22 protein-coding genes are annotated in these 23,784 nt (G+C 43.7%); 8 read left to right on the top strand and 14 right to left on the bottom strand.

Features of this window, described 5'->3' with window-relative positions; all coding sequences use genetic code 11:
* Positions 1 to 47: 47 nt before the first annotated feature.
* From ACWOEX_RS05425 to ACWOEX_RS05410, 4 genes are all read left to right on the top strand, one after another.
* Entirely contained in the window at positions 48 to 554 is a 507-nt protein-coding gene (locus ACWOEX_RS05425) for an FMN-binding protein (protein WP_455298570.1), read from the top strand.
* 79 nt (positions 555 to 633) lie between these two features.
* Positions 634 to 1,695: an FAD:protein FMN transferase gene (locus ACWOEX_RS05420; RefSeq protein WP_455298569.1), complete on the top strand. Its 1,062-nt coding sequence runs from the start codon at positions 634 to 636 to the stop codon at positions 1,693 to 1,695.
* 25 nt (positions 1,696 to 1,720) lie between these two features.
* Positions 1,721 to 2,674: a UbiA family prenyltransferase gene (locus ACWOEX_RS05415; RefSeq protein WP_455298568.1), complete on the top strand. Its 954-nt coding sequence runs from the start codon at positions 1,721 to 1,723 to the stop codon at positions 2,672 to 2,674.
* A gap of 15 nt (positions 2,675 to 2,689) precedes the next feature.
* On the top strand, positions 2,690 to 3,643 hold the full coding sequence (locus ACWOEX_RS05410) for a UbiA family prenyltransferase (protein ID WP_455298567.1): 954 nt from the start codon (positions 2,690 to 2,692) through the stop codon (positions 3,641 to 3,643).
* 61 nt (positions 3,644 to 3,704) lie between these two features.
* Here the strand turns inward: ACWOEX_RS05410 and ACWOEX_RS05405 are convergent, their stop codons facing one another.
* Positions 3,705 to 4,109: a NusG domain II-containing protein gene (locus ACWOEX_RS05405; protein ID WP_455298566.1), complete on the bottom strand. Its 405-nt coding sequence runs from the start codon at positions 4,107 to 4,109 to the stop codon at positions 3,705 to 3,707.
* Between the two features lie 116 nt (positions 4,110 to 4,225).
* Here ACWOEX_RS05405 and def point away from each other — a divergent pair, with 116 nt between their 5' ends.
* Positions 4,226 to 4,801, top strand: a complete 576-nt coding sequence (def, locus tag ACWOEX_RS05400) for a peptide deformylase (protein WP_455298565.1) — start codon at positions 4,226 to 4,228, stop codon at positions 4,799 to 4,801.
* Between the two features lie 70 nt (positions 4,802 to 4,871).
* On the opposite strand, the gene coaBC is transcribed toward def, so the two are convergent.
* The 6 genes from coaBC to ACWOEX_RS05370 all read right to left on the bottom strand — a co-directional run bounded on the left by coaBC (position 4,872) and on the right by ACWOEX_RS05370 (position 10,521).
* Complete coding sequence (gene coaBC / locus ACWOEX_RS05395) at positions 4,872 to 6,095, bottom strand: bifunctional phosphopantothenoylcysteine decarboxylase/phosphopantothenate--cysteine ligase CoaBC (protein WP_455298564.1); 1,224 nt, start codon at positions 6,093 to 6,095, stop codon at positions 4,872 to 4,874.
* A complete protein-coding gene (locus ACWOEX_RS05390) occupies positions 6,089 to 7,000 on the bottom strand; it encodes a deacetylase SIR2 (RefSeq protein ID WP_455298563.1) in 912 nt (303 codons plus the stop codon). Before ACWOEX_RS05390 ends, coaBC begins: the two co-directional genes overlap by 7 nt.
* A complete protein-coding gene (locus tag ACWOEX_RS05385) occupies positions 6,993 to 7,799 on the bottom strand; it encodes a protein-ADP-ribose hydrolase (RefSeq protein ID WP_455298562.1) in 807 nt (268 codons plus the stop codon). The genes ACWOEX_RS05390 and ACWOEX_RS05385 overlap by 8 nt, the downstream gene beginning before the upstream one ends.
* 88 nt (positions 7,800 to 7,887) lie before the next feature.
* Positions 7,888 to 8,223 (bottom strand): glycine cleavage system protein H, encoded by a 336-nt coding sequence (locus tag ACWOEX_RS05380; protein ID WP_455298560.1) that lies wholly within the window; start codon positions 8,221 to 8,223, stop codon positions 7,888 to 7,890.
* 66 nt (positions 8,224 to 8,289) lie between these two features.
* On the bottom strand, positions 8,290 to 9,297 hold the full coding sequence (locus ACWOEX_RS05375) for an LLM class flavin-dependent oxidoreductase (protein ID WP_455298558.1): 1,008 nt from the start codon (positions 9,295 to 9,297) through the stop codon (positions 8,290 to 8,292).
* A 12-nt stretch (positions 9,298 to 9,309) separates the two neighbouring features.
* Positions 9,310 to 10,521 carry an NADH-dependent flavin oxidoreductase gene (locus tag ACWOEX_RS05370; protein WP_455298701.1) on the bottom strand — a complete coding sequence of 404 codons (1,212 nt, stop codon included), beginning with the start codon at positions 10,519 to 10,521 and terminating at the stop codon, positions 9,310 to 9,312.
* Between the two features lie 209 nt (positions 10,522 to 10,730).
* Between ACWOEX_RS05370 and ACWOEX_RS05365 the strand changes: the two genes are divergently transcribed.
* Entirely contained in the window at positions 10,731 to 11,372 is a 642-nt protein-coding gene (locus ACWOEX_RS05365) for a 50S ribosomal protein L25 (protein ID WP_455298556.1), read from the top strand.
* Between the two features lie 120 nt (positions 11,373 to 11,492).
* Here ACWOEX_RS05365 and ACWOEX_RS05360 read toward each other — a convergent pair whose 3' ends face one another.
* From ACWOEX_RS05360 to pyrR, 3 genes are all read right to left on the bottom strand, one after another.
* Positions 11,493 to 13,769: a glycoside hydrolase domain-containing protein gene (locus tag ACWOEX_RS05360; protein WP_455298554.1), complete on the bottom strand. Its 2,277-nt coding sequence runs from the start codon at positions 13,767 to 13,769 to the stop codon at positions 11,493 to 11,495.
* A 124-nt stretch (positions 13,770 to 13,893) separates the two neighbouring features.
* A complete protein-coding gene (locus tag ACWOEX_RS05355) occupies positions 13,894 to 18,138 on the bottom strand; it encodes an endo-alpha-N-acetylgalactosaminidase family protein (RefSeq protein WP_455298552.1) in 4,245 nt (1,414 codons plus the stop codon).
* A 158-nt stretch (positions 18,139 to 18,296) separates the two neighbouring features.
* On the bottom strand, positions 18,297 to 18,830 hold the full coding sequence (pyrR, locus tag ACWOEX_RS05350; protein ID WP_455298551.1) for a bifunctional pyr operon transcriptional regulator/uracil phosphoribosyltransferase PyrR: 534 nt from the start codon (positions 18,828 to 18,830) through the stop codon (positions 18,297 to 18,299).
* 116 nt (positions 18,831 to 18,946) lie between these two features.
* On the opposite strand from pyrR, the gene ACWOEX_RS05345 reads away from it, so the two are divergent.
* On the top strand, positions 18,947 to 20,242 hold the full coding sequence (locus ACWOEX_RS05345) for a hydroxymethylglutaryl-CoA reductase, degradative (protein ID WP_455298549.1): 1,296 nt from the start codon (positions 18,947 to 18,949) through the stop codon (positions 20,240 to 20,242).
* Here the strand turns inward: ACWOEX_RS05345 and ACWOEX_RS05340 are convergent.
* Positions 20,239 to 21,420 carry a hydroxymethylglutaryl-CoA synthase gene (locus ACWOEX_RS05340; RefSeq protein WP_455298547.1) on the bottom strand — a complete coding sequence of 394 codons (1,182 nt, stop codon included), beginning with the start codon at positions 21,418 to 21,420 and terminating at the stop codon, positions 20,239 to 20,241. The two genes, ACWOEX_RS05345 and ACWOEX_RS05340, sit on opposite strands and share 4 nt — an antisense overlap.
* Before the next feature lie 133 nt (positions 21,421 to 21,553).
* Here ACWOEX_RS05340 and ACWOEX_RS05335 point away from each other — a divergent pair, with 133 nt between their 5' ends.
* On the top strand, positions 21,554 to 21,715 hold the full coding sequence (locus ACWOEX_RS05335) for a hypothetical protein (RefSeq protein ID WP_455298546.1): 162 nt from the start codon (positions 21,554 to 21,556) through the stop codon (positions 21,713 to 21,715).
* Between the two features lie 47 nt (positions 21,716 to 21,762).
* Here the strand turns inward: ACWOEX_RS05335 and dhaM are convergent, their stop codons facing one another.
* Genes dhaM through dhaK form a run of 3 tightly spaced genes read right to left on the bottom strand, consistent with a single transcriptional unit; the run spans position 21,763 to position 23,720 of the window.
* Positions 21,763 to 22,143, bottom strand: coding sequence for a dihydroxyacetone kinase phosphoryl donor subunit DhaM (gene dhaM / locus ACWOEX_RS05330; RefSeq protein ID WP_455298545.1), 381 nt, complete (start codon positions 22,141 to 22,143; stop codon positions 21,763 to 21,765).
* Positions 22,136 to 22,720: a dihydroxyacetone kinase subunit DhaL gene (gene dhaL, locus ACWOEX_RS05325; protein WP_455298544.1), complete on the bottom strand. Its 585-nt coding sequence runs from the start codon at positions 22,718 to 22,720 to the stop codon at positions 22,136 to 22,138. The genes dhaM and dhaL overlap by 8 nt, the downstream gene beginning before the upstream one ends.
* Before the next feature lie 13 nt (positions 22,721 to 22,733).
* Positions 22,734 to 23,720, bottom strand: coding sequence for a dihydroxyacetone kinase subunit DhaK (gene dhaK / locus ACWOEX_RS05320; protein ID WP_455298543.1), 987 nt, complete (start codon positions 23,718 to 23,720; stop codon positions 22,734 to 22,736).
* Positions 23,721 to 23,784 lie beyond the last annotated feature (64 nt).

Genomic DNA, 23,784 nt, shown 5'->3' with positions numbered 1-23,784 from the left:
CTATTAGCAAATAAATTTTTACACAAAGGTTTCTAGGAGGATTACTTATGTTGAAGAAACGTTTACTCTCATCTGCTTTATTATTCACTTCTTTCATTACGTTGGCTGCTTGTAGCAACAACGACGATGCTGCTAACACAACTGAAGAACCAGCAACTGAAGAAACTGCTACCGCAGACAACGCAAATGCTGAACTTCAAGATGGTGAATACAAATTAGAAACACCGATGAGTGACAACGGTTGGCGTACAGAAATGATTATGACCGTTACAGATGGTAAGGTTGCCAGCTTAGATATGGAATCTTACGACGAAGACGGCAACAAGAAGAGTGAAGACGAAGAATACCAGAAGAACATGAAAGACGAATCTGGTACTTCTTCAAACGAAGCTGTTGAACAGTTAACTTCTCAATTTGTTGAAACTGGTGACCCAGCACAAGTTGACGTTGTATCCGGTGCTACCCACACTTCTGAAAGCTTCAAGAAACAAGCACAAGCTTTACTTGACGCTGCTAAAGAGGGTAACACTGACGTTATCGAATTTAACGAATAATCTTACGTATTGGACGTTTGGAGGTGGCGAGCCCACCTCCTTTTTTTATTGATATGAATGATTTAGATAGGACAGAATAATGAAACATAAACAACGATGGTACAGTCTACTTATACTCTTGGTATTACTGATCGGTGTTGGTTGTGCGAAAGATGAGAATACCTCAGGGGATATAGTGACAACACCTGTGAGTGAAGTACAAGAAGTACTGCATACTTCGGTACAATTACAAGTTTTTAATCCTGATACCGAAGACATTATTAGTGAAGCATTCGATTTAATGAAACGTTACGAAGATCAGCTAACCACCAACAAAGAAGGTTCGGATGTTTACCAAATTAATCAAGCAGCTGGAGATCATGCAGTCAGCGTTCATCCAGATACGTTCGAAATCATTAAGCGCGGACTAGAAATCGCTGAAGAAAGCGATGGGCTATTTGATATCACGATCGGCCCTATCAATGAACTTTGGCGTATCGGTGAGGATGATGCGCGCGTGCCTGAAGCTAACGAAATTCAAGCTGCCCTACCACTCGTCAACTATCAGGATGTGGAATTGAATGAAGAGGACCACAGCGTTTTCTTAAAACGCCCTAACATGAAGATCGAACTCGGTGGGATTTCAAAAGGTTATATCGGTAGCAAAGTCATCGAATTTCTCGAATCGAAAGGTGTGACAAACGCCATCGCAAACCTCGGCGGTAACGTCGCCCTACTCGGTGATAACCCATCCAATCCGGACGGCTGGGCAGTGGGTATCCAAGATCCAACCAAAGAACGCAACCAAGTGGTCGGCAAGGTGATGTCTGCTGGTGATCGCGCGGTTGTGACATCGGGAATCTATGAGCGTTACATCGAAGAAGACGGTAAGACCTACCATCATATCCTCGATCCAAAAACGGGTTATCCAGTCGAAACAAATATTACAAGTGTTAGTGTGTTTGCGCCAAGCTCGTTCGAAGGTGATGCTTACTCCACCGCCCTATTTGCGCTCGGTATCGACAAAGGTATTGACCTTATCAATCAGAAAGAGGGCTTCGAAGTACTCTATATCGACGATCAAAAAAACATTTATCTCTCAGATGGTCTAAAAGACAAGCTTGAAATCACTAATGAGCAATATCACGTGGTAGAATCATAGTAATGATAGAAAGGAGGAAAATTGAATGAATGAATCGACACAAAATAAACTAAAAATATTTGTGGAATTTATCCAATTGCCAACATCATTGGTGACATTAATTCCGATGCTGATTGGTTTTTTGTGGACGTACTACAATTACGGTGAATTTAATTGGATTAACGCGCTATTGTTTTTCATTCCAGCGATTATTTTTGATATGAGTGTCACAGCCATCAATACCGTTATGGATTATCAAAAGGCTAAAGATGTTAATTTTCAACAGAATGTGAATGTTATCGGCAAATATCATCTAGACTATAATAAGATGGTTAAATTTGTCTGCGTAGCTGTTGTTATTGCTATCTTGATATCTTTAATTCTCGTACTACGTACTGACTGGATGCTTGCTGTACTCGGTAGCTTGGTATTCGCTATCGGTATTTTCTATACATACGGTCCCGTACCAATCTCTAGAACGCCATTCGGTGAGGTAGCCTCTGGACTCGCGCAAGGACTCGGTGTCTTCTTCTTCGCTGTTTATATCACACGCTACCAATCACTCTTCTCAAGCATCTGGGATAACGGAATGGTGCAGATTCATATCGGATGGGGAAAGATACTTCAAATTATCCTACTCGCCACGCCATTCATTGCACTTGTCGCTAATATCATGTTGGCTAATAATACTCGCGATGTTGATCAGGATGTGATTAATGAACGTTATACATTGGTTCACTATATTGGACGTTCAAACGCACGTTTTCTCTATCAACTCTTGAGTCTTGTGCCTTGGATTTCTTGGATACTCTTCATCATTCTCGGATGGTTACCATGGTGGGCATTAATTACCCTCGTTCTCACCATCCCTTATTTCAAGACAGTGAAAACATACAGTCAGCTGGTAGGAAAACCTGAAGCTTTCGAAGAATCAATTAAAGGTTTTATGATTTTTGCCATTGGGTATTTATTGACTGTATTGCTCGCAATTATTCTCTAAAGAAAGGAAGTATTTATGACTGATTTCAAACGTAAACTCAGTATCTTTTTAGAATTTGTTGAAATCCGTACAAAAATTATTAGTTTTTTCCCGATGCTCCTCGGCTTTCTCTGGTCAGCCTATCACTATCAACGTTTTAGTTGGCTGAATGCAATTGTCTTCTTCCTCGCTGCCTTCTTCTTCGATATGTGTACCACAGCCATCAATAATACGATGGACTTCAAGAAAGCACTTGACGAAGATTATCGTGATAACCATAACGTTATCGGACGCGAAGGATTAGATGAACGTCGCATGGTGTTAACCGTCTTCACCTTACTCGGTATTTCCCTTGTCTTCTCGATTTTATTGGTCTTCTTGACTGACCCAATGTTGCTGTTTATCGGCGCATTCCTATTCGCAATCGGCATCAGCTATACATTCGGTCCGGTGCCAATCTCACGTACGCCGTTCGGTGAGGTTGCGTCCAGTACGGCGATGGGATTTGGGATCTTCTATCTCGCTGTGTATATGGCCAATTATCCATATATCCTCTCTAGTGAATGGACGTGGGACGCTGTCACCATCAATTTGAACTGGATGGAGCTCTTACAGCTCATCTTCATGTCATTACCACTCATCGCGCTCACCGCTAATATCATGTTAGCCAATAATACGCGTGACTTGGAGACGGATATTAAAAACGAACGCTATACTCTGGTTTACTACATCGGACGTAAAAATGCGCATATGCTTTACCACAGTTTAAGCATGTTAGCGTGGGTCTGCTGGTTGCTATTTATTATCTTCGGTTTATTGCCATGGTGGGCACTATTCGCCTTCATCGGTTTAATTCCATTTCTTGCAATCAATAAAAAATACGCGCAATTGATTGGACAGCCTGCCGCTTTCCCACAAGCGCTCAAACATTTCGCATTGTTTGCGACAATCTACGCTGTAACGTTGATTATTGCGTTAATCGTTCGTTAACGATTAACTAATAAAAAAAGTGATTGGTTACGCCATTGTGGTGTAGTCAATCACTTTTTTATTATGGTAATGGTAGGATCAAATCATCGGATTGTCGTTCCCCTTTGACTTCGATAACGAAATGATGTGGGAGCGAAACCGCCGTTTGCCCTGGTCGTGATATCCAACCAGTGCGTACACCGATCTGATCTGGCGTATTGTCTTCCTTGATACGAATTTGATCGTCCTTTACCTCGATGATATTGTACTTACCTTTGCCAGGAGTATATCTCTTCTCGACAGATTGCCCTGGCTCTAGTGGGTAGCGATCAACGACTTCACCGTCAATCTTCACCTCAGCGACAGCTTTGCCACCGTCATCACCGAGTTGGTAAGCGAGAACCGCTGCTGGTAAGAACGATAATAAAATGACCAATCCAATAAATACAAAATCGAACGGTCGCATTTTTTTGATGATTTGCTTCATCGACTCACTCCTAAGTATTACCTTTCATTCTATCAGATTATCGAAAAACGTGATAGCTTTTTTGACTTTAAGGGTGATTCCATGGAATAATAAGGACAAATGAGGAGGATAACAATATGATTCTACGCGATGATATTACAAAAGATGGCGCACCCGTATTACGTGGTAAGGCAGAAAAAGTAACTTTCCCACTGTCTGAGGAAGATCAAAAACTCGCACACGATATGATGGAATATTTAGAGATTAGTCAGCAAGATGATCTCGCTGAAAAATATGACATTCGTCCAGGTGTTGGTTACGCTGCACCACAGATTGACCAAGGCAAACAAATGGTCGCTGTACTCGTACCAAATATTGAGAGTACAGATGAAGAAATCGTCCTGAAAGAAGTGATGGTTAACCCTCGCATCATTAGCCATTCTGTTGAAAAAATTTGCTTGCGTGAAGGTGAAGGCTGTCTATCCGTTGATTCAGACGTGCCAGGATACGTGCCACGCTATGCACGCATCACGGTGACTTATGATGATATTGAAGGTAATCATCACAAAAAACGTTTCAAAGGCTACCCTGCAATTGTTGTTCAACATGAAATTGACCACTTGAACGGCGCACTCTACTACGACCACATCGATAAGGAGGATCCATGGGGACTTCCAGATGAACACACCTTCTTACTCGGTGATGAATATTAATACATAACATAAAAAAACGATCGCTCAACAACACGGATATTGCCATGCTGAGCGATCGTTTTTTGTATGGTTAATCTTTATTTACTTGATGAGCAACTGCCTGCCAAATCTCTGCAGCAATATTAAATTTCGATTGTTTTGGAATACGATGTGCCTCTGATTCTGTAACCAATGTAATTGCATTGTTATCACTACCGAAACCGACTGATGTGTCACTCACATCATTAGCAACAATGAGGTCAACATCCTTAGAAGCCAATTTTTTCTTCGCATATTCAATGACACGTTCTGTTTCCGCTGCAAAGCCGACCAGGAATGATTGCTTGCGATCGAGCGATTTTAAGATATCTGGATTTTCAACCAACGTTAGCGTCATCCCCAGTTCAGCATCATGATTCTTCTTAATCTTTTGATCGGAAGCATTGGCTGGACGATAATCGCTCACTGCAGCAGCCATGACGATAATATCCGCTATCTCATTACAACGACGCATTTCGCGCTCAAGTTCGCGGGCATCATTGACATAGTGATAATGAATATCCGGTAAAGTCGGTAACTGCTTGGCTACTGGTGTCACCACCGCATGCACAGCTTCGGCACCTAACAATTGCGCGGTATAGGCAAGCGCCAATCCCATTTTTCCTGAGGAGCGATTTGTAATATACCGTACCGGATCAATCGCTTCTTCGGTACCTCCCATGCTAATCGCAACCGTCTTACCGCGGAGGGATATGTTCTCTTCCAGAGACTGAATCGCTGCATAAGCTTCCACCACATGCAATAAAGCTTCCGGCTGTACCATACGCCCTCTGCCATCGTAACCCTCTGCTAAGAAGCCATAGTCTGGTGAAATGACCAGATGACCATCTGCTTTGAGTGTTTCAATATTCCGCTGCACGGCGGCATTCGCCCACATATTACCATTCATCGCTGGCACAATAATGGTCGGTGTCGCTAGTGCCAACCACGTACTCAACGCTTGATGATCAGCGATACCATTAGCCAACTTACCGATCGTATTTGCAGTAGCTGGTGCAACAATGGTCAAGTCCGCCCAATCCGCAAAATCAATATGCGGTACCGAATCGAGCGTTACGGTTGTTGTCGCATCGCGTAATACTTCATGTTTTGTCAGTACTTCCAGCGTCTGAGGTGTTACAAACAATTCTGCTTCCGGTGTCATCGCTACACGTACATTCGCTCCCTGCTTAATCAATGAACGGACGAGTAACGGCATTTTATAAGCAGCAATACCACCTGTAATGATAAGTAAAATATTCTTATTCGCTAGCATATTGCTGACCCTTCTTTGATTTCTTGTGCCCACAATTTTTCGGCACCAACTAAATTATCATGAATATTCCCCGATAACCGAACCGTTCGTTCTTTAATCTTTGGGTTGACGCGATAATGTTTTGCATTCATCATCACGTACAGCGCTTCTGGATTGTCTTGTGTAGCCTGCCAGAACGGGTAACGAATGAATTGAGGCGTCGTATTTCCTACACCAATTTCTAGATACAATACCTTACCCTCTCGATGTTCTGATAGGAATTGTTCATAGCGCGCACGCTGCACCATCCAGTGATCAGACTCAACCATGCCTCGCCCCCAGACACGTTTATTAATCTCGAGTGGCGCGCCACAGACGGGACAATAGGGGATCAAATCACTCGGAATACGCATATCTTTTTGCTCCTGGGCCATCTGATACATCAGTGCATCATCGCGGTACGTCGAACGATGACAGAATGCGCTACACTGCATCAAACGATACTCTCCTTGATAATAAAAGACCTGATCCATTGGGTAATCCGCTTGATAGAACCCATTGTCCGCATTCGTCGTAATCATATGCCAAGGCTTATGATTCAGTAACTTTTTGAGTGCCACATGCCCTTCACCGGTCGGCTGTTCTAGGCCATTTAGAATGACGAAACGGCTCTTGAACGCCCAATATTCTTCCCACGAATCATATGCTTCGTCGCTGACAAAAGCTTGAAGCATATCCAAGAATCCTTTTTCATCAATAAAATCTTGGAAATTCGATGTGAAGCGTTCGCCACTGTACGTAAAACCATCTGCCGCTGCAATACCAGCACCTGTGCCAACAACGATCGCATCGGCTTCTTTCATTAAATGCATTAATTGTTCTGATTCATTCGCTGCTGGCGTAATCATTGCTTGCCATTTAGTCATGAGATTGACTCCCTTCTGTCAAAAACTCACGATAATACGTTTCATCTTCTGATTTAAAGACGTTAAAGATCACCTTCAGTGTACTCCCCGTCTCATTCAAATACTCAGAGACTATTTCCGTAGCTAATGTTGCCGCTTCACGTTGTGGATAATTGAATTCCCCCGTTGAAATGCAGCAGAATGCTAATGTCTCTAATCCCATTGCATCCGCCTGCTTTAAACAGGAAAGATAACACTGTTTCAATAAATTGCGGCGCATCGGCGTGACTTTATCCTCAATATACGGACCAACTGTATGGAAAACATGTCGCGCTTTAAGATTGTATCCATCTGTCACCGTGACTTTTCCCACTGGTTCCTTCGTATAAGGACGTTCCGACATTAATCGATCCAAATCGTTTCGCATCTGCATCCCTGCGCGTGTTTGAATCACATTATCAATACAAAGGTGATTAGGAATGAAACAGCCAAGTAATCGTGAATTAGCTGCATTGACGATCGCATCGACATCGAGCTGTAAGATGTCACCGCGCCAGAGATACATTTGTGGTTGGAGAGGTTCGAGTGTCTCGATAGTGACAGTCGGCTCATCTTCATTTAATGTGCTGAGATAGGCATCTTGGATCGCTAAAATCTCTGTTGGCACGTTCCCTGCTTTTCTAACATTCATTAAGCCATGCAGTAACGCTTCAATGTCTGTCTCGTTCTCTGGTAATTCATCCGGTAATGTTGCTGCATAGGCCGGCGACTGCGTTTTGAGCCATTCATATAATATTTGTTGTTCGGCATACGTAATCATGAAATCTACCTTTCATGCTGTTGATATGAAAAAGCACTGTAGCTTCCTCGTGAAACTACAGTACTTTCACATTAGTATCGATAAGGAATTATTCGTCGTCCTCTAACGCATTGTATTCGTCTGCGTCAACTTCAGCGACACGAATCAACCAGTTTTCGTCAGCGTTTGCGCTGTTCAATAATGCTGGTTCATCTTCAGTTGCTTCATGACGTTCAACGATATTACCGCTGATTGGTGATTGAATTTCCATTACGGTTTTGGAAGCTTCAATATTCGCAATCACACCATCTTTATCGATATGATCTTCTTTGGTCAATTCAACGTAGCCCACTGTTCCCAAATCATCCTGTAATTCAGGTGTCATTGAGATGGTGTAGACATTGTTCTGTTCAGTAATTGATAAGTAATTTCCACGTTTTGCCATGGTTATCTCTCCTTTAAAATTCGTCATTTCATGCAAAAGTTATAGTATCGAGTACATGATTGCTTGTCAATGTGTTTGCTTTAAGTCAAAAGCCTTGCTGAGCGCTTCGAGCACTTTCAAGCGACGCTCATGACCAGGAATTAACGGCATCAACAGCCACTCATCCGCATCTAATTCTTTCTGGATAGCCTTGAGCTGTTCGACAACTTCGTCAATCGTACCGTGCGCCATACGCGTACGGTTATCTTTGATCGCTTGTTGTTCTTCATCCGTGATCTGGTCTACTCTTGCCGTTTCAATCGATGGGAATTGCCGGAATTGCGTAAACTGCTTTCGTCCGAGTAACCACACATCAATCGTTTTGACCACATCATCGACTTCATTCGGATCTGTTGAGGATGAAATAAAGATCCCTGCCATCGTGTGCGGTTCAGATTGAATACCTGAGGGTTGGAAATTTTCGCGATAGGTTTTAATTGCTTTCTGTCCCACTTCAACCGCATCTTGGCGTGCATACGGGAATAAGCCGTAACAATAACTCAGCCCCAATTCTGCACACTGTTTGGCACTATTTACCGATGTCGATAATTGCCACATTTCTGGTGTAGTTTCTACCATCGGATTAACGGCTAAGTGGCCTTCCTTACCTGTCGCTAAATTATCACGTAATTTGCGCACGCGTTCATGATGATTTTTAGCATCATCGGTTTCAGTTTCCATCGCATGCATCACAGGACGAGTACCGGGATTATTGCCGATACCGAGATCAATTCGGCCTGGGAAAAAGCCGGACATCAATCGAAATTCTTCCGCCACGTTGTACGGACTATAATGCGGCAACATCACACCGCCGCTGCCTACGCGGAGCGTTGACGTTTCACTCGCGATTTTTGTCATAATAATTTCTGGTTTGGACGAAGCAAATGCTGGCACATTATGGTGCTCCGCAATCCAAAAACGTTTGTATCCCCATTGTTCCGCATGTTTAGCGAGATCAACAGTATGCGCTAACGCCTCTTCCGGTGTTTCACCCTCATCGATCATCGCATAGTCGAGTAAACTGATGTCTGTCATCCACAGGACCTCCTATTGATAATCCCTGAAATATTGTACCTTAGTTTGTTCCGTTAGACGGCGGAAACGATCGCGCGCTTCTTTAGGTAGCGACTCACCGATGTCCATCATCTCGACTAGGTTCTTGAAGGCACGGTCTGGGATCGCTAAGTCTTCTAATGATTTATTCGCAAGCGATAAATCAATCGCCTCGCCCTGCTGTAATTTAGATACAAAGTCTGGTTCCGTAATGAATGCGGTAGACATCCCCGCCATATCCGCATGTTGAAGCGCCTCGAGTGCTTTTTCTGGTGAGTTAATGCCACCTGTCGCAATCGTGACCAGACGATCGGAGAAATGATCGTGGATGACTTGATTCATCAATTGGCCTTCATATTTACCCGCGCGTAACTTCTGTGCATAGATATTATGTCCCCAGCTCGCCGTCGCGTAGTATTGGATATCTGACACCTTCAATAATTCATCAACATATTCATTGAATTCTTCTGCTGTATAGCCGATATTACTGCCACGTGTCTCTTCTGGCGTACCACGGAAACCGATAATGAACTGGCTAGGATCATCCGCATATTCATTCACAACACGTTGCACTTCAGCCATCACTTCAATCCCAAAGCGTGCACGATCTTCAAACGTTTTAGCACCGTACTGATCATCACGATGGTTAGAGAACGGTGAAAAGAATTGCTGCGGTAAGAGACGCTGCGCATTAGAAATTTCAACGCCATCAAATCCAGCAAGAATTGCGCGTCTTGTTGCTTCACCATACTGTTTAATCACATGTTTGATCTTACGTTCACTCATTGGAATGACCGTATGCTCGATCGGTGTGTGAAGCGTCATCTCAGATGGGCCATACACCGCATAGAAGTCTTTTAAAGCAATGCGTGAAAAACGTCCAGCATGCGTCAACTGAATAATCGCTTTCGCGCCTTCTGTCTTCATCGCGTCCGCCATCTTCTTCAGCCCTGGAATATGAGCGTCTGTCGTAATACTCGGTCCAAATTCGAATAACTGTCCGTAGTCTTCAATATAAACACCCGTCGTCATCTGAAGCGGTGCTGATCCTGCACGTCGTCTCAAATAAGCCGTATCTTCCTCGGTAATCTCACCCTCAGACGTCGAACTATTAGTTGTAATTGGATTGAGCGCCCAACGATTTTCCAATGTGATCCCATTCGGTAATGTGACCGGTTCATATAGCGGTTGATAGTCCGCATTCATTCCCATATCTGATGCATCTTCTTTCCTCGCTTAATAAAAGTGCTTTTTTCTCATTAATATATTGTAACACAATCACTAAGTATCGCTCTAGCGGTTGACATTTCAAGCTCTGCTCTATAGAATTAAAAGGAATATGGATTTTTATTTCTTTATTTGTGAAATCATTGAGTAATCCATGCGATCATTATCATTCAGGAGGTTAATAAGTAATGAAATTTACTGCAACTAAACGTGAAGATGCAGGAACAAGCGCATCCAAGAAAATTCGTAAGGAAGACCAAGTTCCAGGTATCGTTTACTCACGCGACATCGACCCAATTATGATTCAAATGTCCACTGCTGACGTTGAATTATTGGAACGTGACTACGGGATCAATTCTGTATTGAAATTAGACATCGAAGGTGACGAAACACGTACTGTATTCTTACGTGAAATCTCACGTAGTGCTTTGAAACCTGTCATCTACAACATCAGCTTCCAAGCAATTAAAGCTGGTGACAAGCTCGACATCGACGTACCTGTTCAAGTCGTTGATGAAGATCAATTGGCTGATGAAGACGGTGTCGTTTCTACTTCTATGTGGGAAGTTCGTCTTCGTATCGACCCAGCAAAAGCGCCTGAAACTATCGAAGTTAGCGTTAAAGACTTCCACATTGGTGACAACGTAACGATCGCTGACTTAACATTCGACGGTATCGAAGATGCTGAAATCTTGGACGACCCAGAAGAAACAGTTCTTGCTATCTCCGTTCCAGATGAAGAACCAGCTGAAGACGAAGAAGAAAACCTCGAAGAGGAAGAACCAGAAGTAATCAACGAAAAATCTGAAGAGGACGGCGAAGACGAATAATAATCTTCACTGTAAACTTCTCATTAACCGACCCTATTGTGTGGTCGGTTTTTTTGTGCATTCAAAAAGCACAACCATTCTCACATGGCTGCGCTTCAAATCATTAATAGCTATCAGTGATTATTTTTTCTTCTTCGTAAACAGTGCTCCACCAGCAGTCATGAGTAAGCCGAGGCCGAGTCCAGCTGCTGCAAAACCAGTTTGCGGTAATTCTGGTTTTGCAGAAGCTTCCGGTGTCTGAGCTTGATTTGCATCTGTGGCATGATGTTCAGCTAATGCATCGGTTGAAGGTTTCACAGCGTCATCCGTTGTTGCTGTGTCTTCTTCATCTAATGTCGCTTCAACATCTGTGTCTGCCCATTCAGATTCAACGTCTGGATTTTCGATATGGTCCACCCATGTGGCATCGAAAACAGGTGCTTCTGGTTCAGCTGGTATTTCAGTATCTTCTGTGTCATCAGTACCCAATGATTCCGCATATTCACGCGCTAATTGATTGACTGTCTCAATGAGCTGACGCACATCTTCTTCCACAGCTTTCGCTTGTTCAGGACTGGCAGCTTCCATCGCGTTATATTGATTGGTTTTTCCTTCCAGTTTCTCCCATGAATCAAAAATTTCTTGGAAGACTTCCTTAGCTTTTGGATAGTTTGATTCTAGGAAATCAATTTTCGCAATCAGACGGTAAGCTTCTTTCAACCATTCGTAACGCGGTGAGGTATTCGGTGAGTAATCACCTTCAACATCAGTTGGATAGATGAAGAATGGGTCACCACTTTCCCAATACCAGTGATCAACTGTTGTCAGTGGATCTTTTACCCATGCGTCATACGCCCAACGCATATAGCCGTCGAATCCTAAACTACGCGCATATAAGAGTACCCATGCGGCTTCAATTGGATTACTGCGTGTGAAGGAGTTTGGATATTGACCGACCATTGAGTACATCGTAGTGGGCTTGCCTGCTGCCTGACGTTCCGCAATAAAGTCACGTACATCTTCTTTATCAGCTAATTCATCCATACTGATCGACACATCATCCAATTCATTCAAGATATCGCGATCTGTCGCACCGTAGTTAATGGCCGCGCTGATTTTAATGATTTTGCCCTCTTTGTTTGGATACATGCTAACGAGATCGATAACGGCACCTAATTCGTTAATTGGACGTTCGTCGAGCGCAATGTACGTCTTGTCGAACCAACCTTTTTCGTCCAAATGCGCAATGAAAGCTTCAAGGAATTGCCCCCAAGCATCTTCCCAAGCTGATGTGCCACTCGTCCACTTCTTAGTAACATTCTTTCCTGCTGCTTCATCATAGTAGCGCACTTGGTTATTCCAAGGAAGCATGGAGAAAGCTTTGATCTTCTCTGCGACGCCTTCTTCTTCAGCGATCGTTACATACTGATCAAACTGTGTGAAGTCGAAGCTGAATGTGCCATCTTCGTGTTTCGTCCATTTCACCATGCCAGGGTATTTGTCGTAAGTCTGGTGATTCCATGGGTCATGCGTAACCGTAGTGGTAATCGCATCACCACCTGCACGTTTATACTCTCTCAAGTGTTCGCGCAAAATTTCAGTGTGTTTTTCTCCAAAGAGTTCATCTTCTGAGATACCGTAGTAACGCGCTGTAGTGTATGGATATTGCCAGAGTTCCACGGTAAAGCGGTTATCCACTGGTAATTCGAGTGGTAACACTTCAAAGCTGTATGGTACTTTGATTGGTTTTGCTTTGCCTGAGACAGTAAAATCAATGGTTCCTTGGTATGTGCCAGCTTTGGCATCTTTCGGTACATTAATTTCAAGCCAAACCGGTTGTACAGATTCAGAATCAATCGAAACCGTTTCCTGTTTACTAATAATATCTGGAATATTTTCTTTCGGATATTTTGGAATCGTTCCATGGTTACCACCACGACCGATATGCGCACTCGTTTCCTTCAAGAAATTCACTTTAATATTTTCGCTCGCAATTTTTTCTTCACCGGCATAGAAATCGGAAGCAGTAGCTGTGACTTCTTCAAATCCCTCTTCGCCAGTGACTAAGGCGATCTCACCGTTCAATTGATCACCTTGGAAGCCGACGTTCGTTTCGTCATACTGCGCTTCTTCATCAACGATTGATTGATAGTCATCCTGTTTATGGTGTAAACCTTCATTGACCACACGACCCGCAATTCCCTGTTCTGTTAGTTCTTCTTTAACGCTCTTCGATTCAGTGGTTGCAGGTGCTTTATTCTCCGTAGCTACCGCTGCTGATGGCTCTTCTATGACTTCCACCGCAAATGATTCAGCGACTTCGGTTTCTTCAGCGTGCACCTGTGTCGACGCGACCACGAGTAAACTCGAAATTGTCAGCGTCGATCCCAACAGCTGTGTGAAATGTCTTTTTTTCATCTCCATACCTCATACTTTCTGTTAACGTTTTCAATATCTAGTATACATGATTTTTCAAAATAAAAAAGACACAAACTCATTTGAGTCTGTGTCTCTTCGCTAATCACTTATGAGGAAAAAGGAATTAGTGTTTCTTCTTCATAAACAGTGCTCCACCAGCAGACATGAGTAAGCCGAGGCCGAAGCCAGCAGCTGAAAAACCAGTTTGTGGTAATTCTGGTGTTGCAGAAGCTTCCGGTGTCTGAGCTTGAATTGCATCTGTGGCATGATGTTCAGCTAATGCATCGGTTGAAGGTTTCACAGCATCATCCGTTGTTGCTGTGTTTTCTTCGTCTAATGTCGCTTCGATGTCTGTGTCTGTCCATTCAGATTCAACGTCTGGATTTTCGATGCGGTCCACCCATTGTTCATGAACAGCTGGTTGTTCAGTATCGTCAATCCATTCTTCATCAACGAATGCTTCATCGCGGTGATCAACGTAGTCATCATCGATCCATTCTTCCTTGACACCTTCAGAATCAGTGGAGTCACCAAGATTTTCTTCGAAGATTTCGTTATCTTCTGGACGAGTGATCCAGTCGTCTTTAACGCCTTTTTCAGTCAATTCAATCTGCAAGTTGTCGAGCATGAAGTCTTTGTAGGAACGGAAGTTAGCAATATTCCCTGATGTACCTTCCATTTCTTCGGAGCTTACACCTTTAGCTGTTGACACAATACCGATCCATGTCAATCCGTTTTCATTTGCAGTAAAGGTAACTTCGAAGTGACCTGATTCATCCTTGCCTTCACCCCATGTTTTCTTCATGTTGTGAACTTCCATGTTGTCCGCATTTTCAGCAGCAGATGCTTTCTTGCTGTAGTCATACGGTGCATGACCAATAACGAAAGCATACGCATCATCCGCACCAGCTTCGTAGTCGAAACTAATCGTGTATTCTTTACCTGGTTCGAAGCGGAACGTTTCTGGAACCGTCTGGTAAACGAGCGCATCCTTGCCGACTAGACCGTTTGTCTTCACAGACCATTTACCGTCGATAACGTCAGAAATCTTCTTGTCGTTCCAGCCACGTTGCGTGTATGGTTCGTGGAATTCTGCCAAGTGCGTACGGTTATCTTCAACACCTTCAACGTTACCGATAACGAATGGGAAGATACCCTGTGCCACGTCTTCGAAGTCCTGTGCGAATATCTGGACGTCAGCATCCGTATCGTGTTGGCCATCGAACATCTTCGAGTCATTTTCCATAATGCGGATGTCATCGAAGTAAGTTAAGCCGTCGCCAGCTTCACGAGAAAGCGTCACCGTCACGTTATCAACATTGTCACCAGTTGTGAAGTAAACATACATGTTCTGGAAGTAACTGGTGTTATCAACCGTTGCAGTAGCTTTATTAGTGTTGTGAGCGTGAGCCTTAATAAAGTTGCGACCAATCGATTGTCCTACTTGGTTAGAGAGGACTTTCTCACCCGTGTTAATCGTAATCGTTGCGTTAGCTTTACTACGGTTATCAACACCTGTGTAGATCGCATAGGTCATGTTTGGCTTCAAATTTGTTAACTTCTGAGAAACAGAAACGCGTTCTGTGTTGTCACCCATCGCTAACATCGGGTTGTCACCTTGAGAGTTCACGATGTTGGCTTTTTCAGTTTGACCTTCAATTTCCCAAGCATCCAAATTACGGCTGTTGAATCCTTGGTCGACAATGTGCATACCTTCAGACCATACCACTTCTGGATCTGTAGCAGGTTCACTGTAAACAACGTATGGCGTATCTTTCTTCAAGTTCAACGTCAAGGTTGTACCGTCAAGGGTAATCTTCTGTTCGTTTTGTTTACCCGTATCGGTCAATTCGTAAACGTAAACTTCTTTGTTTGCCCATTCATCTGGCAATGTCCATGTGGTTTCACCATCAGCCAAGTTGAAGTAGTAGTACTTGTCGTTTTCAAGTGTTTCACCACTCGCATCCCATGACCATGGAATCAAGTAAGCATCGCCATCCATCACGGTACGGCCATCCAATGTGATCGTACGTTTCTTGAATCCTTTGTTAGATGGATCCATTGATTGACGTGTAATATCCAATACACGACCATCATCGTCTTTTAATACGATGTGTTTATCTGGTGTGTAGTCATATTTCTTCTCTTTGCCATCTTCAGTGAAGGTGAATGTTAGAGGCGAACCTTTTTCCCATTTCACCACTTTGAAGTGCTGGATGAATTTAGAAGGCAAGTTCACTTCGTATAGTTTGTGGATGTAAGCCGCATAGTCACTGCGTCCTTGCCATCCTTCGAAGTCTTTCATGTCATAACCACCGAGCAATGGGTAGTATGCGGCACCACCGTATTGTGGGTAGTTACCAACCCATGAGTCTTTTTCGTGATTACGGATGAAACGCGCAATATCACTGTTGACACCCTTGAATGTGTAACCTCCGTATGTCAAGTCGGCCGCCCAGTGTTGGAAGGTAGAGTCATATTCACCCGCATAACCCCATTCAAAGGCTGCACGGTAACCGAGATCGTTTAATTCTTTCGCTAATTGGTGTGTCATCCAAGCGTTGTTGTCACCTGATTGACCGTTACCCCAAACGTCGACATAAACGAAGTCGAGATCATCGCCGACAACTTTATTGAAGTCTTTGAAACGATCGAAACGGCCGTATGCGAGGTCGTAACGGGCATTGATGTTGATCCCTTGATCGAGCCAGTTCCAGCCGTACGCATAGTTACCGTTGTTATCTTTACGTAGACGATCTGGTTCGAAGTATTGTGATTCTGGGTATGTTTCAGATGCGTTCACGTGAACACCGAAACGTGCGCCCCATTCTTTACCTTTTTCGATTAAGAAGCGGAGATCATCAGCGCCACCCATACGTTCACCGACGTCTGCATAGTTCAAGTGACCAGAGTCGTGACCTTCACTACCGTAACCCTTCAAGAGAACGGATTGACCGAGGCCGTCTGTGTGTAACGCAATCTTCTTCACATTGTCCAAAGCCATTAAGAATGGGTTTTGTGCTTGAGAACCGAAGTTCATCGAAATACGGTAAGCAACCAATTCCGGAACCGATTCGTAACCGTATGGATGATTCACACCATCTGCGTCACGGTAGGCAATCGCACCGTCCTGCCAATCAACAGTACCGTCTTCATTCAAGTCGTCCGCAAAGATAACCATCGCTTCTGGTAATTCATTGAACGTACGTTCATCGTAAACTTTACCTTCGTGATGGCGCTGATAGTAGTATGGTGAAGCGAGAATACCGACATTAGCATCCTGCTGTGCCACTGTTAAACGCGTATAGTCGTTCGTGTAGCTACTACTGAAGCTATACTGTGAGTTTGTCCAAACCCCGGCACTAGTGTTTCCGTTGGTTAAGAAGCCATACATGTAACCGCCAAGATCATTGTTTGAGATTTCACCATTGATATCGAAGTGGCGGTCTCCAGATTGGTGCGTATTTACGGACATCTTAGCACCATCAAAGTGTGCGCCCTCTTCTTCATTGGAGATGGAAATCAAGTAGTCAGGGAAGGCGATGGTTTCTAACAATTTAGTAGTGTCATCGATTGTTTCGCCTGGTACAACATCATTGTGGTTTTGTAGTTCGATAACTTTGAATTTCAACGCATTCTTGTCGACTGCCAATTCTACCGTCAAGGATGCATTGATATTCTTAGCTTCGTCCAAGATGGACATCTTGTAGTGTGCGGTCTTTTCATCGATTTGTTCAAATTCAACATCTGGTGCAACTGCCTGACCGTTTACAGCGATCACGTTAAATTCGTTAACCGCACCTTGGAAGTAGTCTCCCTTGTAGGTGTATTCCTTCACGCGTGGGAAATGCGTGTCGATAACTGCTTTGAGATCTTCAGATGCGATTACTGCTTCATCAGCAATATCATCGTTAACCTCTTCTTCAGTATCTGCGTCATCATTCGCATAAGCTGTGATTTCTTTTGTTTCTTTAGATTCTGAGACTTCTTCTTCTGAGACTTCTTCAGTTTCTGCCTCTACTTCTGCATCAGCTGCTAGTGCTTTTTCATCGATGACTTCTTTTTCGACGTCAGTTTCTTCTTCCTCTACAGGAGCAGCGATCGTCTGATCAACAGCTTCACTCGTTTCAATGTCTTCGAGGGTTGCGATTTCACTCACATCGGAGAAGCTAGCTTTAACTTCATCCACTTGCTCCGCTGTTGGAATTTCCGTATCTACTCCCGCAGCCTGTGCTTGTTGGTTAGATAAAGCAAAGACCGATCCAACAAATACAGACACAACACCGATCGATAAACGTTTCACAGCAAAACGGTGTTTCTTATCATTCATGCGATTTGCACGCATTAAATGATTATTGCGACTTACCATATAGGTTATTCCTCCTCTCAAAAACAAACACTAACAAATACATTTACTCACATATGTTAACATATTAAGTTATCGCTTTCATTATAAATTATGAATTCACTTACAAAAAAAATCTCCCAGTTTCGACAACCATGCGTCTAGAGCTAGGAGATTTTTTATTACTGTGATAAGAATACACCCGTCTTTTCGTCGATAGATGGCACGTAGACGTGTACGGATTCTTTGATATTGGTTGGGATATTTTTACCGACAATGTCCGGACGAATCGGTAATTCACGGTGACCTCGGTCAATTAATGTCACTAGAGACATTTTGCTTGGACGACCGTAATCGATCAACGCGTCCATTGCTGAACGGACGGTACGTCCCGTCATCAACACATCATCAACAATAAAAATGTGTTTGTTATTCACATCGAAGTTCATATCTGATGCGTCTTTCGAGATTTTGACATCGCGTACGCCATCCTGATCATCTCGATAACCACTGATATCTAACACACCGAATGGGACTTCGATACCTTCGAGTTCGTAGAGACGCCCTTGAATCCATTTAGCCAGCACTTCCCCACGCGTCTTAATACCGACGATGGCTAAATTCTCTGTCCCGTGATTACGTTCGAGAATCTCATATGTCATACGTGTCAACGCACGCTTCATATCATTCACATCAAGTAATTGTTTTTCACTCACACCATTCACCTCCATATAATCTTACCTATTCTAGCATAGACCACACGCCACGTTGACTCGCTTTTTTGTGAAATTTGTTATACTGGGATCGTAACCATAAATAAGGGGGCTTTCTGATGGCTAATCAAACCTTTCATCATTTTTATCAAAAACCAGTCACTGAACGGCTACAGATTCTAAAAGATCAGAAACTTATCACTGACGAACAGTACACCGCACTATTAAACGGGGAGACGCTACCCGTCGCACTCGCTGACCAACTCTCGGAGAACGTGATTGGACGCTATGCCCTACCGTTCGGTGTTGCGCCTAATTTCTTAATCAACGGTGAGAAATATGTCATTCCGATGGCCATCGAGGAACCGAGCGTCATCGCCGCTGCTAGCAACGGCGCACGTTTCATGCGCGCAAACGGTGGGATCCAAACGACGATCCACTCCCGTCGCATGATTGGGCAACTCGCTTTTTCAAATATTCATTCAGATGATGCCGAGACTTTGGATGAGTGGATGGCTGCGCATAAATCTGACGTCCTCGAATTCACCAATAGTATGAAACCGAGCCTTGTCAAACGCGGCGGTGGTGCTGTAGATATCAAGACGGCATATAAAGGTGATTTCTATATCCTTTACTTCGTCGTTGATACCAAAGAAGCAATGGGTGCTAATACGATCAATACGATGTTAGAAGCAACCGGACAGTACCTCACTGAACACTTCCAAACATTGATTGATCAAACCCCAGAAGTACTGATGGCTATCCTTTCGAACCTTGCGACTGAGAGTCTCGTCACCGCAAAGGTTCAGATTCCATTTGAAGCACTAGATAAAGAGCCAAAACAACCACGTGTAGCTAAACGCATCGCCCAGGCATCTGATTTTGCACAAGCAGACCCTTACCGTGCTGCAACCCACAACAAGGGGATTATGAACGGTGTCGATGCGGTCGTTTTAGCGAGTGGTAACGACTGGCGCGCGATTGAAGCTGGCGCACACACTTACGCCGCACACAACGGCTCATACCGCGGTCTCGCCACCTGGACGCTCGATATGGAAAATGAAACACTTAACGGTGAATTAACACTGCCGATGCCAATTGGGACAGTGGGTGGTTCGGTCAAAGTGCATCCAACCGCACAGACAGCACATGAATTATTACGTCAGCCAAATGCGGAAACTTTAATGGGTATTATCGCTGCTGTTGGCTTAGCACAGAATTTTGCGGCCTTACGTGCACTGGTCGGTGAAGGGATCCAGCACGGCCATATGAAACTCCAACTCCGCACACTGCTCACAAAAATAGGCGCCAAACCGGAAGAAATTCAACCGGTCAGCGCCCAATTTGATGATGTCGCACACGTCAGTGAAGACGAGGCGATTCGTATATTAAATGAATGGCGACAAACACACTAAGCGTTTGATTTGCCGTAATGTGGACGATGTCCCTCCATCTCTAATAAGCGGAAAACATCACCGTCATTGTGTGGCTCAAATGTCACATGACTACCGTCAGTCGGACGTTCTTCACTGAATAATTCTTCGTATTCAGCAACAGAAACTTTCTGGCGTGCATCGAGTAATTCTTCGATACCCTGGCGATCAATTTCAGATTGGAAACCGTCAACCAAAGTTAATGAGAAGAACTCACTCATTGCACCGGAACCGTAACTGTACATACCGATCGTATCATCAGCTGCCAATGTATCCGTACGTGCAAGTAAACTTAATAGACTGAGATAGAGCGAGCCCGTATACAAGTTCCCCACATAGCGATTATAGTAACGGCTAATCTCTAAATTCTCATTCAAACGTGTCTGATCTTCTTCAGGCACGTTTTCATTTGCGATCAATTCACGCATCGCTTTGATTCCCATTTTGGTATATGGCAAGTGGAAGCACAAGGCATCAAAATCAGCTAATGCTTTATTGGTACGTTGTTCGTAAGCACCCCAAACATCCATCAGCTGTGCGAGATATTGTTCATTAGAATAGTGCCCATCGACTACCGCTGTACTACGGTAGTTTGGACGCCAAAAATCCATGATATCTTTTGATGAAAAGACGGCATCATCATTCACCACTGCAATACGTGGATCAGCGCTCACAACCATAGCGACGGCACCGCCACCCTGCGTTGCTTCGCCACCACTCTTAAGTCCGTAACGCGCCACATCAGAGGCAACGACTAATGCACGACGCTCGGGATGGCGATGGATATAATCACAGGCTGCCTGCAAACCATACGTACCGCTGTAGCACGCTTCCTTTACTTCGATCGAACGCGCATGTGATTGAATGCCTAATAAATGATGCAAGTAGATAGCACCCGCTTTTGATTGATCGACACCGCTCTCTGTCGCAAAGATTACTAAATCAATCTTTTCTCTATCGGTATCGTCTAAAATCGGTTCGCTCGCATTTGCTGCTAAAGTGACCGCATCCTGCGTCACAGGCGTCACAGTTTGTTTTTCTTGGCCTAAGCCGATTTTGAATTTGTCAGGCTCTTCATTTCTAGCGTGAGCCAAGTCGGTCATATCGAGATAATATGGGGCAGTGTAGAATCCAATCTTGTCTATACCTACTACTGTCATAGATGGTCGCTCCTTCTCAAAATTGTTATACTGAATTATTCTATCACACATTGCAATCACACGGTTTTGATATGCCTTAAAGTAACTTTTTTGATATACTGACGAAGAAGTCCCAAAAGAAAGGAACATGACTATGAGTAGCCAACAGAAGAAACGTAACCTCAAAATTTTATGGTATGTCACTTTAATCGCTGGTATCGCCATTAAGAGTATGATGGACAAAGAAGACGAAAAAGAACGCGAAGCGAAGAAACAGAAAAAACTCGCGAAATCACCAGCTAAAGCGAAACACTAAGCATAAAGAAACCGTGTAGCATCCCACGCTACACGGTTTTATGTTGGTTATTTATTAATCTTTACATCATCTAATTGTGCCATAATCTCATCGATTTCAGCATCTGCCTGCAACAAAGCAGTCGCTGTATAAGCACCTTCCACAAAGGCTGTGGCCATCAGTTGTACTTTTTTATCCGTCATTTCTGCAGCCATTTCTAAATTCATTTTAGCAGAACCGAGATCATAAAAAGCTAATAACTGTTCTTTTTCATTACTTTCAATCGCTGTTGTAACGGTTTCAAAATCAGATCCTAAGTCACCATCTGGCAATCCTCCAGCATACGTTAAGGAAACATCTTGTCCGACTGCTTCGAGTAGCTGAATCACACCTTCCACCAGTGATTTTGAATGTGAGGCCAGTACAATACCTACTGTTTCTTTACTCATTGTTTTCACCTGCTAACGCATCAACCAGTGCTTCAAATAATAATCCAGATGATGCAGCGCCTGGGTCAATATGACCGATGGAGCGTTCTCCTAAGTAGGAAGCACGTCCTTTTGTGGCTTTCATATCCTTTGTTTGTTCCACCAACGATTGAATATATTCTGTTGCCAATGATTCATCATGTAACTTTTCTGCCACTGGTGTCCAGACATCAAGCATCGTTTTTTCACCTGTTGTTGATTTTCCACGATGCGCAATTTGATCAGCACCATTTTGAATCATATCCGCAAGCGTGCCGTCTGCTGCTCTAGACATACCGAGAAAAGCAGAGCCGTACAGCGGACCAGATGCCCCACCAACTTTACTCAACAACTGCATAGCAGCTGTCTTCAATACCTCTGCACTAGTTTCCGGTGATTGTTTCTCTAACATTTCCATGCATGCTGACATGCCACGCGCCATATTACTCCCATGATCGCCATCGCCGATTGGTGTATCGAGTTCAGATAAATAAGCCTTATTCTCTTGAATTCTTTCGTTAAAAATTTTGAGCCATGTCATCGCTTGTTCTGTATTCATCGATCATTACCTCCTACCATGCGATCGTTTCAACTGGTGCGTTGAGCGCTTCTACCCAGAGATCATCTTGCAACGCAATGATGGTCAAAGAAATCCCAGCCATGTCAATCGATGTCATCAAATTACCGACTTTTTTGAACGCTACCGTCATTTCCTTATTCTCAAGTAAATCCATCACATCATTTGCAAAAATATATTGTTCCATAAGTGGCGTAGCACCCATACCATTGACTAAAATACCATAACCTTTTGGCGCATTCGTTGCGACTTCTGATAATAATTTGTCCACAAGTTCATTAGCCATGGCTTTAGAGGGTTGAATTTTTTCACGTTGATACCCTGGCTCACCGTGAATACCAATACCAAATTCAATCTCGTCATCAGCTAATTCAAAACCTGGTTTACCGACTTCTGGTACGGTTGCACCAGATAACGCCAAGCCAATCGTCCAAATATTGGCGACGAGTTGTTCTGCGAGCTCGCTGATCTGATCGAGCGAATAGCCTCGTTGAGCAGCATAACCTAAAATTTTATGTACAAGAATTGTCCCCGCAACACCGCGACGCCCCTGGGTAGCCGTCTTAGCGACAGTGATATCATCGTCAACCACAATATGTTTAACTGTAATATCTTCCATTTCGGCCATTTCCTCAGCCATTTCGAAGTTCATGACATCGCCAGAATAATTCTTAACGATCATGAACACGCCTGCCCCTTCATCAGCTTCTTCAATAGCTTTTAGAATTTGATCTGGTGTTGGCGAAGTAAAAACTTCTCCACAGACGGCCGCAGAAAGCATCCCTTCTCCCACAAAGCCAGCATGCGCCGGTTCGTGACCACTACCGCCACCTGATATTAAGCCAACTTTTCCTGAATGTGGTAAATTACGCGCCACTACCTCTGTACCTTCAATGCGATGGACAAGTTCATCGTGTGTGCGTACGAGTCCGCTGACCATTTCAGAGACAACCGTATCTGTTTGATTAATAATCTTTTTCATTGTCTAGCCTTCTTTCTTTAGCGCTTTCATTTCAATCTATTATACCAACAAAAAACAGAGCTTT

The sequence above is a fragment of the Aerococcus vaginalis genome, assembly GCF_053762225.1.
Note: the sequence above shows the minus strand (reverse complement) of the source record. Positions and strands in the feature narration are given on the sequence as shown.

Bases quoted from the DNA above. Each gene is read 5' to 3' on its own strand.
- ACWOEX_RS05425 (WP_455298570.1), top strand. From the start codon at position 48: ATGTTGAAGAAACGTTTACTCTCATCTGCTTTATTATTCACTTCTTTC.
- ACWOEX_RS05420 (WP_455298569.1), top strand. From the start codon at position 634: ATGAAACATAAACAACGATGGTACAGTCTACTTATACTCTTGGTATTA.
- ACWOEX_RS05415 (WP_455298568.1), top strand. From the start codon at position 1,721: ATGAATGAATCGACACAAAATAAACTAAAAATATTTGTGGAATTTATC.
- ACWOEX_RS05410 (WP_455298567.1), top strand. From the start codon at position 2,690: ATGACTGATTTCAAACGTAAACTCAGTATCTTTTTAGAATTTGTTGAA.
- ACWOEX_RS05405 (WP_455298566.1), bottom strand. From the start codon at position 4,109: ATGAAGCAAATCATCAAAAAAATGCGACCGTTCGATTTTGTATTTATT.
- def (WP_455298565.1), top strand. From the start codon at position 4,226: ATGATTCTACGCGATGATATTACAAAAGATGGCGCACCCGTATTACGT.
- coaBC (WP_455298564.1), bottom strand. From the start codon at position 6,095: ATGCTAGCGAATAAGAATATTTTACTTATCATTACAGGTGGTATTGCT.
- ACWOEX_RS05390 (WP_455298563.1), bottom strand. From the start codon at position 7,000: ATGACTAAATGGCAAGCAATGATTACGCCAGCAGCGAATGAATCAGAA.
- ACWOEX_RS05385 (WP_455298562.1), bottom strand. From the start codon at position 7,799: ATGATTACGTATGCCGAACAACAAATATTATATGAATGGCTCAAAACG.
- ACWOEX_RS05380 (WP_455298560.1), bottom strand. From the start codon at position 8,223: ATGGCAAAACGTGGAAATTACTTATCAATTACTGAACAGAACAATGTC.
- ACWOEX_RS05375 (WP_455298558.1), bottom strand. From the start codon at position 9,297: ATGACAGACATCAGTTTACTCGACTATGCGATGATCGATGAGGGTGAA.
- ACWOEX_RS05370 (WP_455298701.1), bottom strand. From the start codon at position 10,521: ATGAATGCGGACTATCAACCGCTATATGAACCGGTCACATTACCGAAT.
- ACWOEX_RS05365 (WP_455298556.1), top strand. From the start codon at position 10,731: ATGAAATTTACTGCAACTAAACGTGAAGATGCAGGAACAAGCGCATCC.
- ACWOEX_RS05360 (WP_455298554.1), bottom strand. From the start codon at position 13,769: ATGAAAAAAAGACATTTCACACAGCTGTTGGGATCGACGCTGACAATT.
- ACWOEX_RS05355 (WP_455298552.1), bottom strand. From the start codon at position 18,138: ATGGTAAGTCGCAATAATCATTTAATGCGTGCAAATCGCATGAATGAT.
- ACWOEX_RS05345 (WP_455298549.1), top strand. From the start codon at position 18,947: ATGGCTAATCAAACCTTTCATCATTTTTATCAAAAACCAGTCACTGAA.
- ACWOEX_RS05340 (WP_455298547.1), bottom strand. From the start codon at position 21,420: ATGACAGTAGTAGGTATAGACAAGATTGGATTCTACACTGCCCCATAT.
- ACWOEX_RS05335 (WP_455298546.1), top strand. From the start codon at position 21,554: ATGAGTAGCCAACAGAAGAAACGTAACCTCAAAATTTTATGGTATGTC.
- dhaM (WP_455298545.1), bottom strand. From the start codon at position 22,143: ATGAGTAAAGAAACAGTAGGTATTGTACTGGCCTCACATTCAAAATCA.
- dhaL (WP_455298544.1), bottom strand. From the start codon at position 22,720: ATGAATACAGAACAAGCGATGACATGGCTCAAAATTTTTAACGAAAGA.
- dhaK (WP_455298543.1), bottom strand. From the start codon at position 23,720: ATGAAAAAGATTATTAATCAAACAGATACGGTTGTCTCTGAAATGGTC.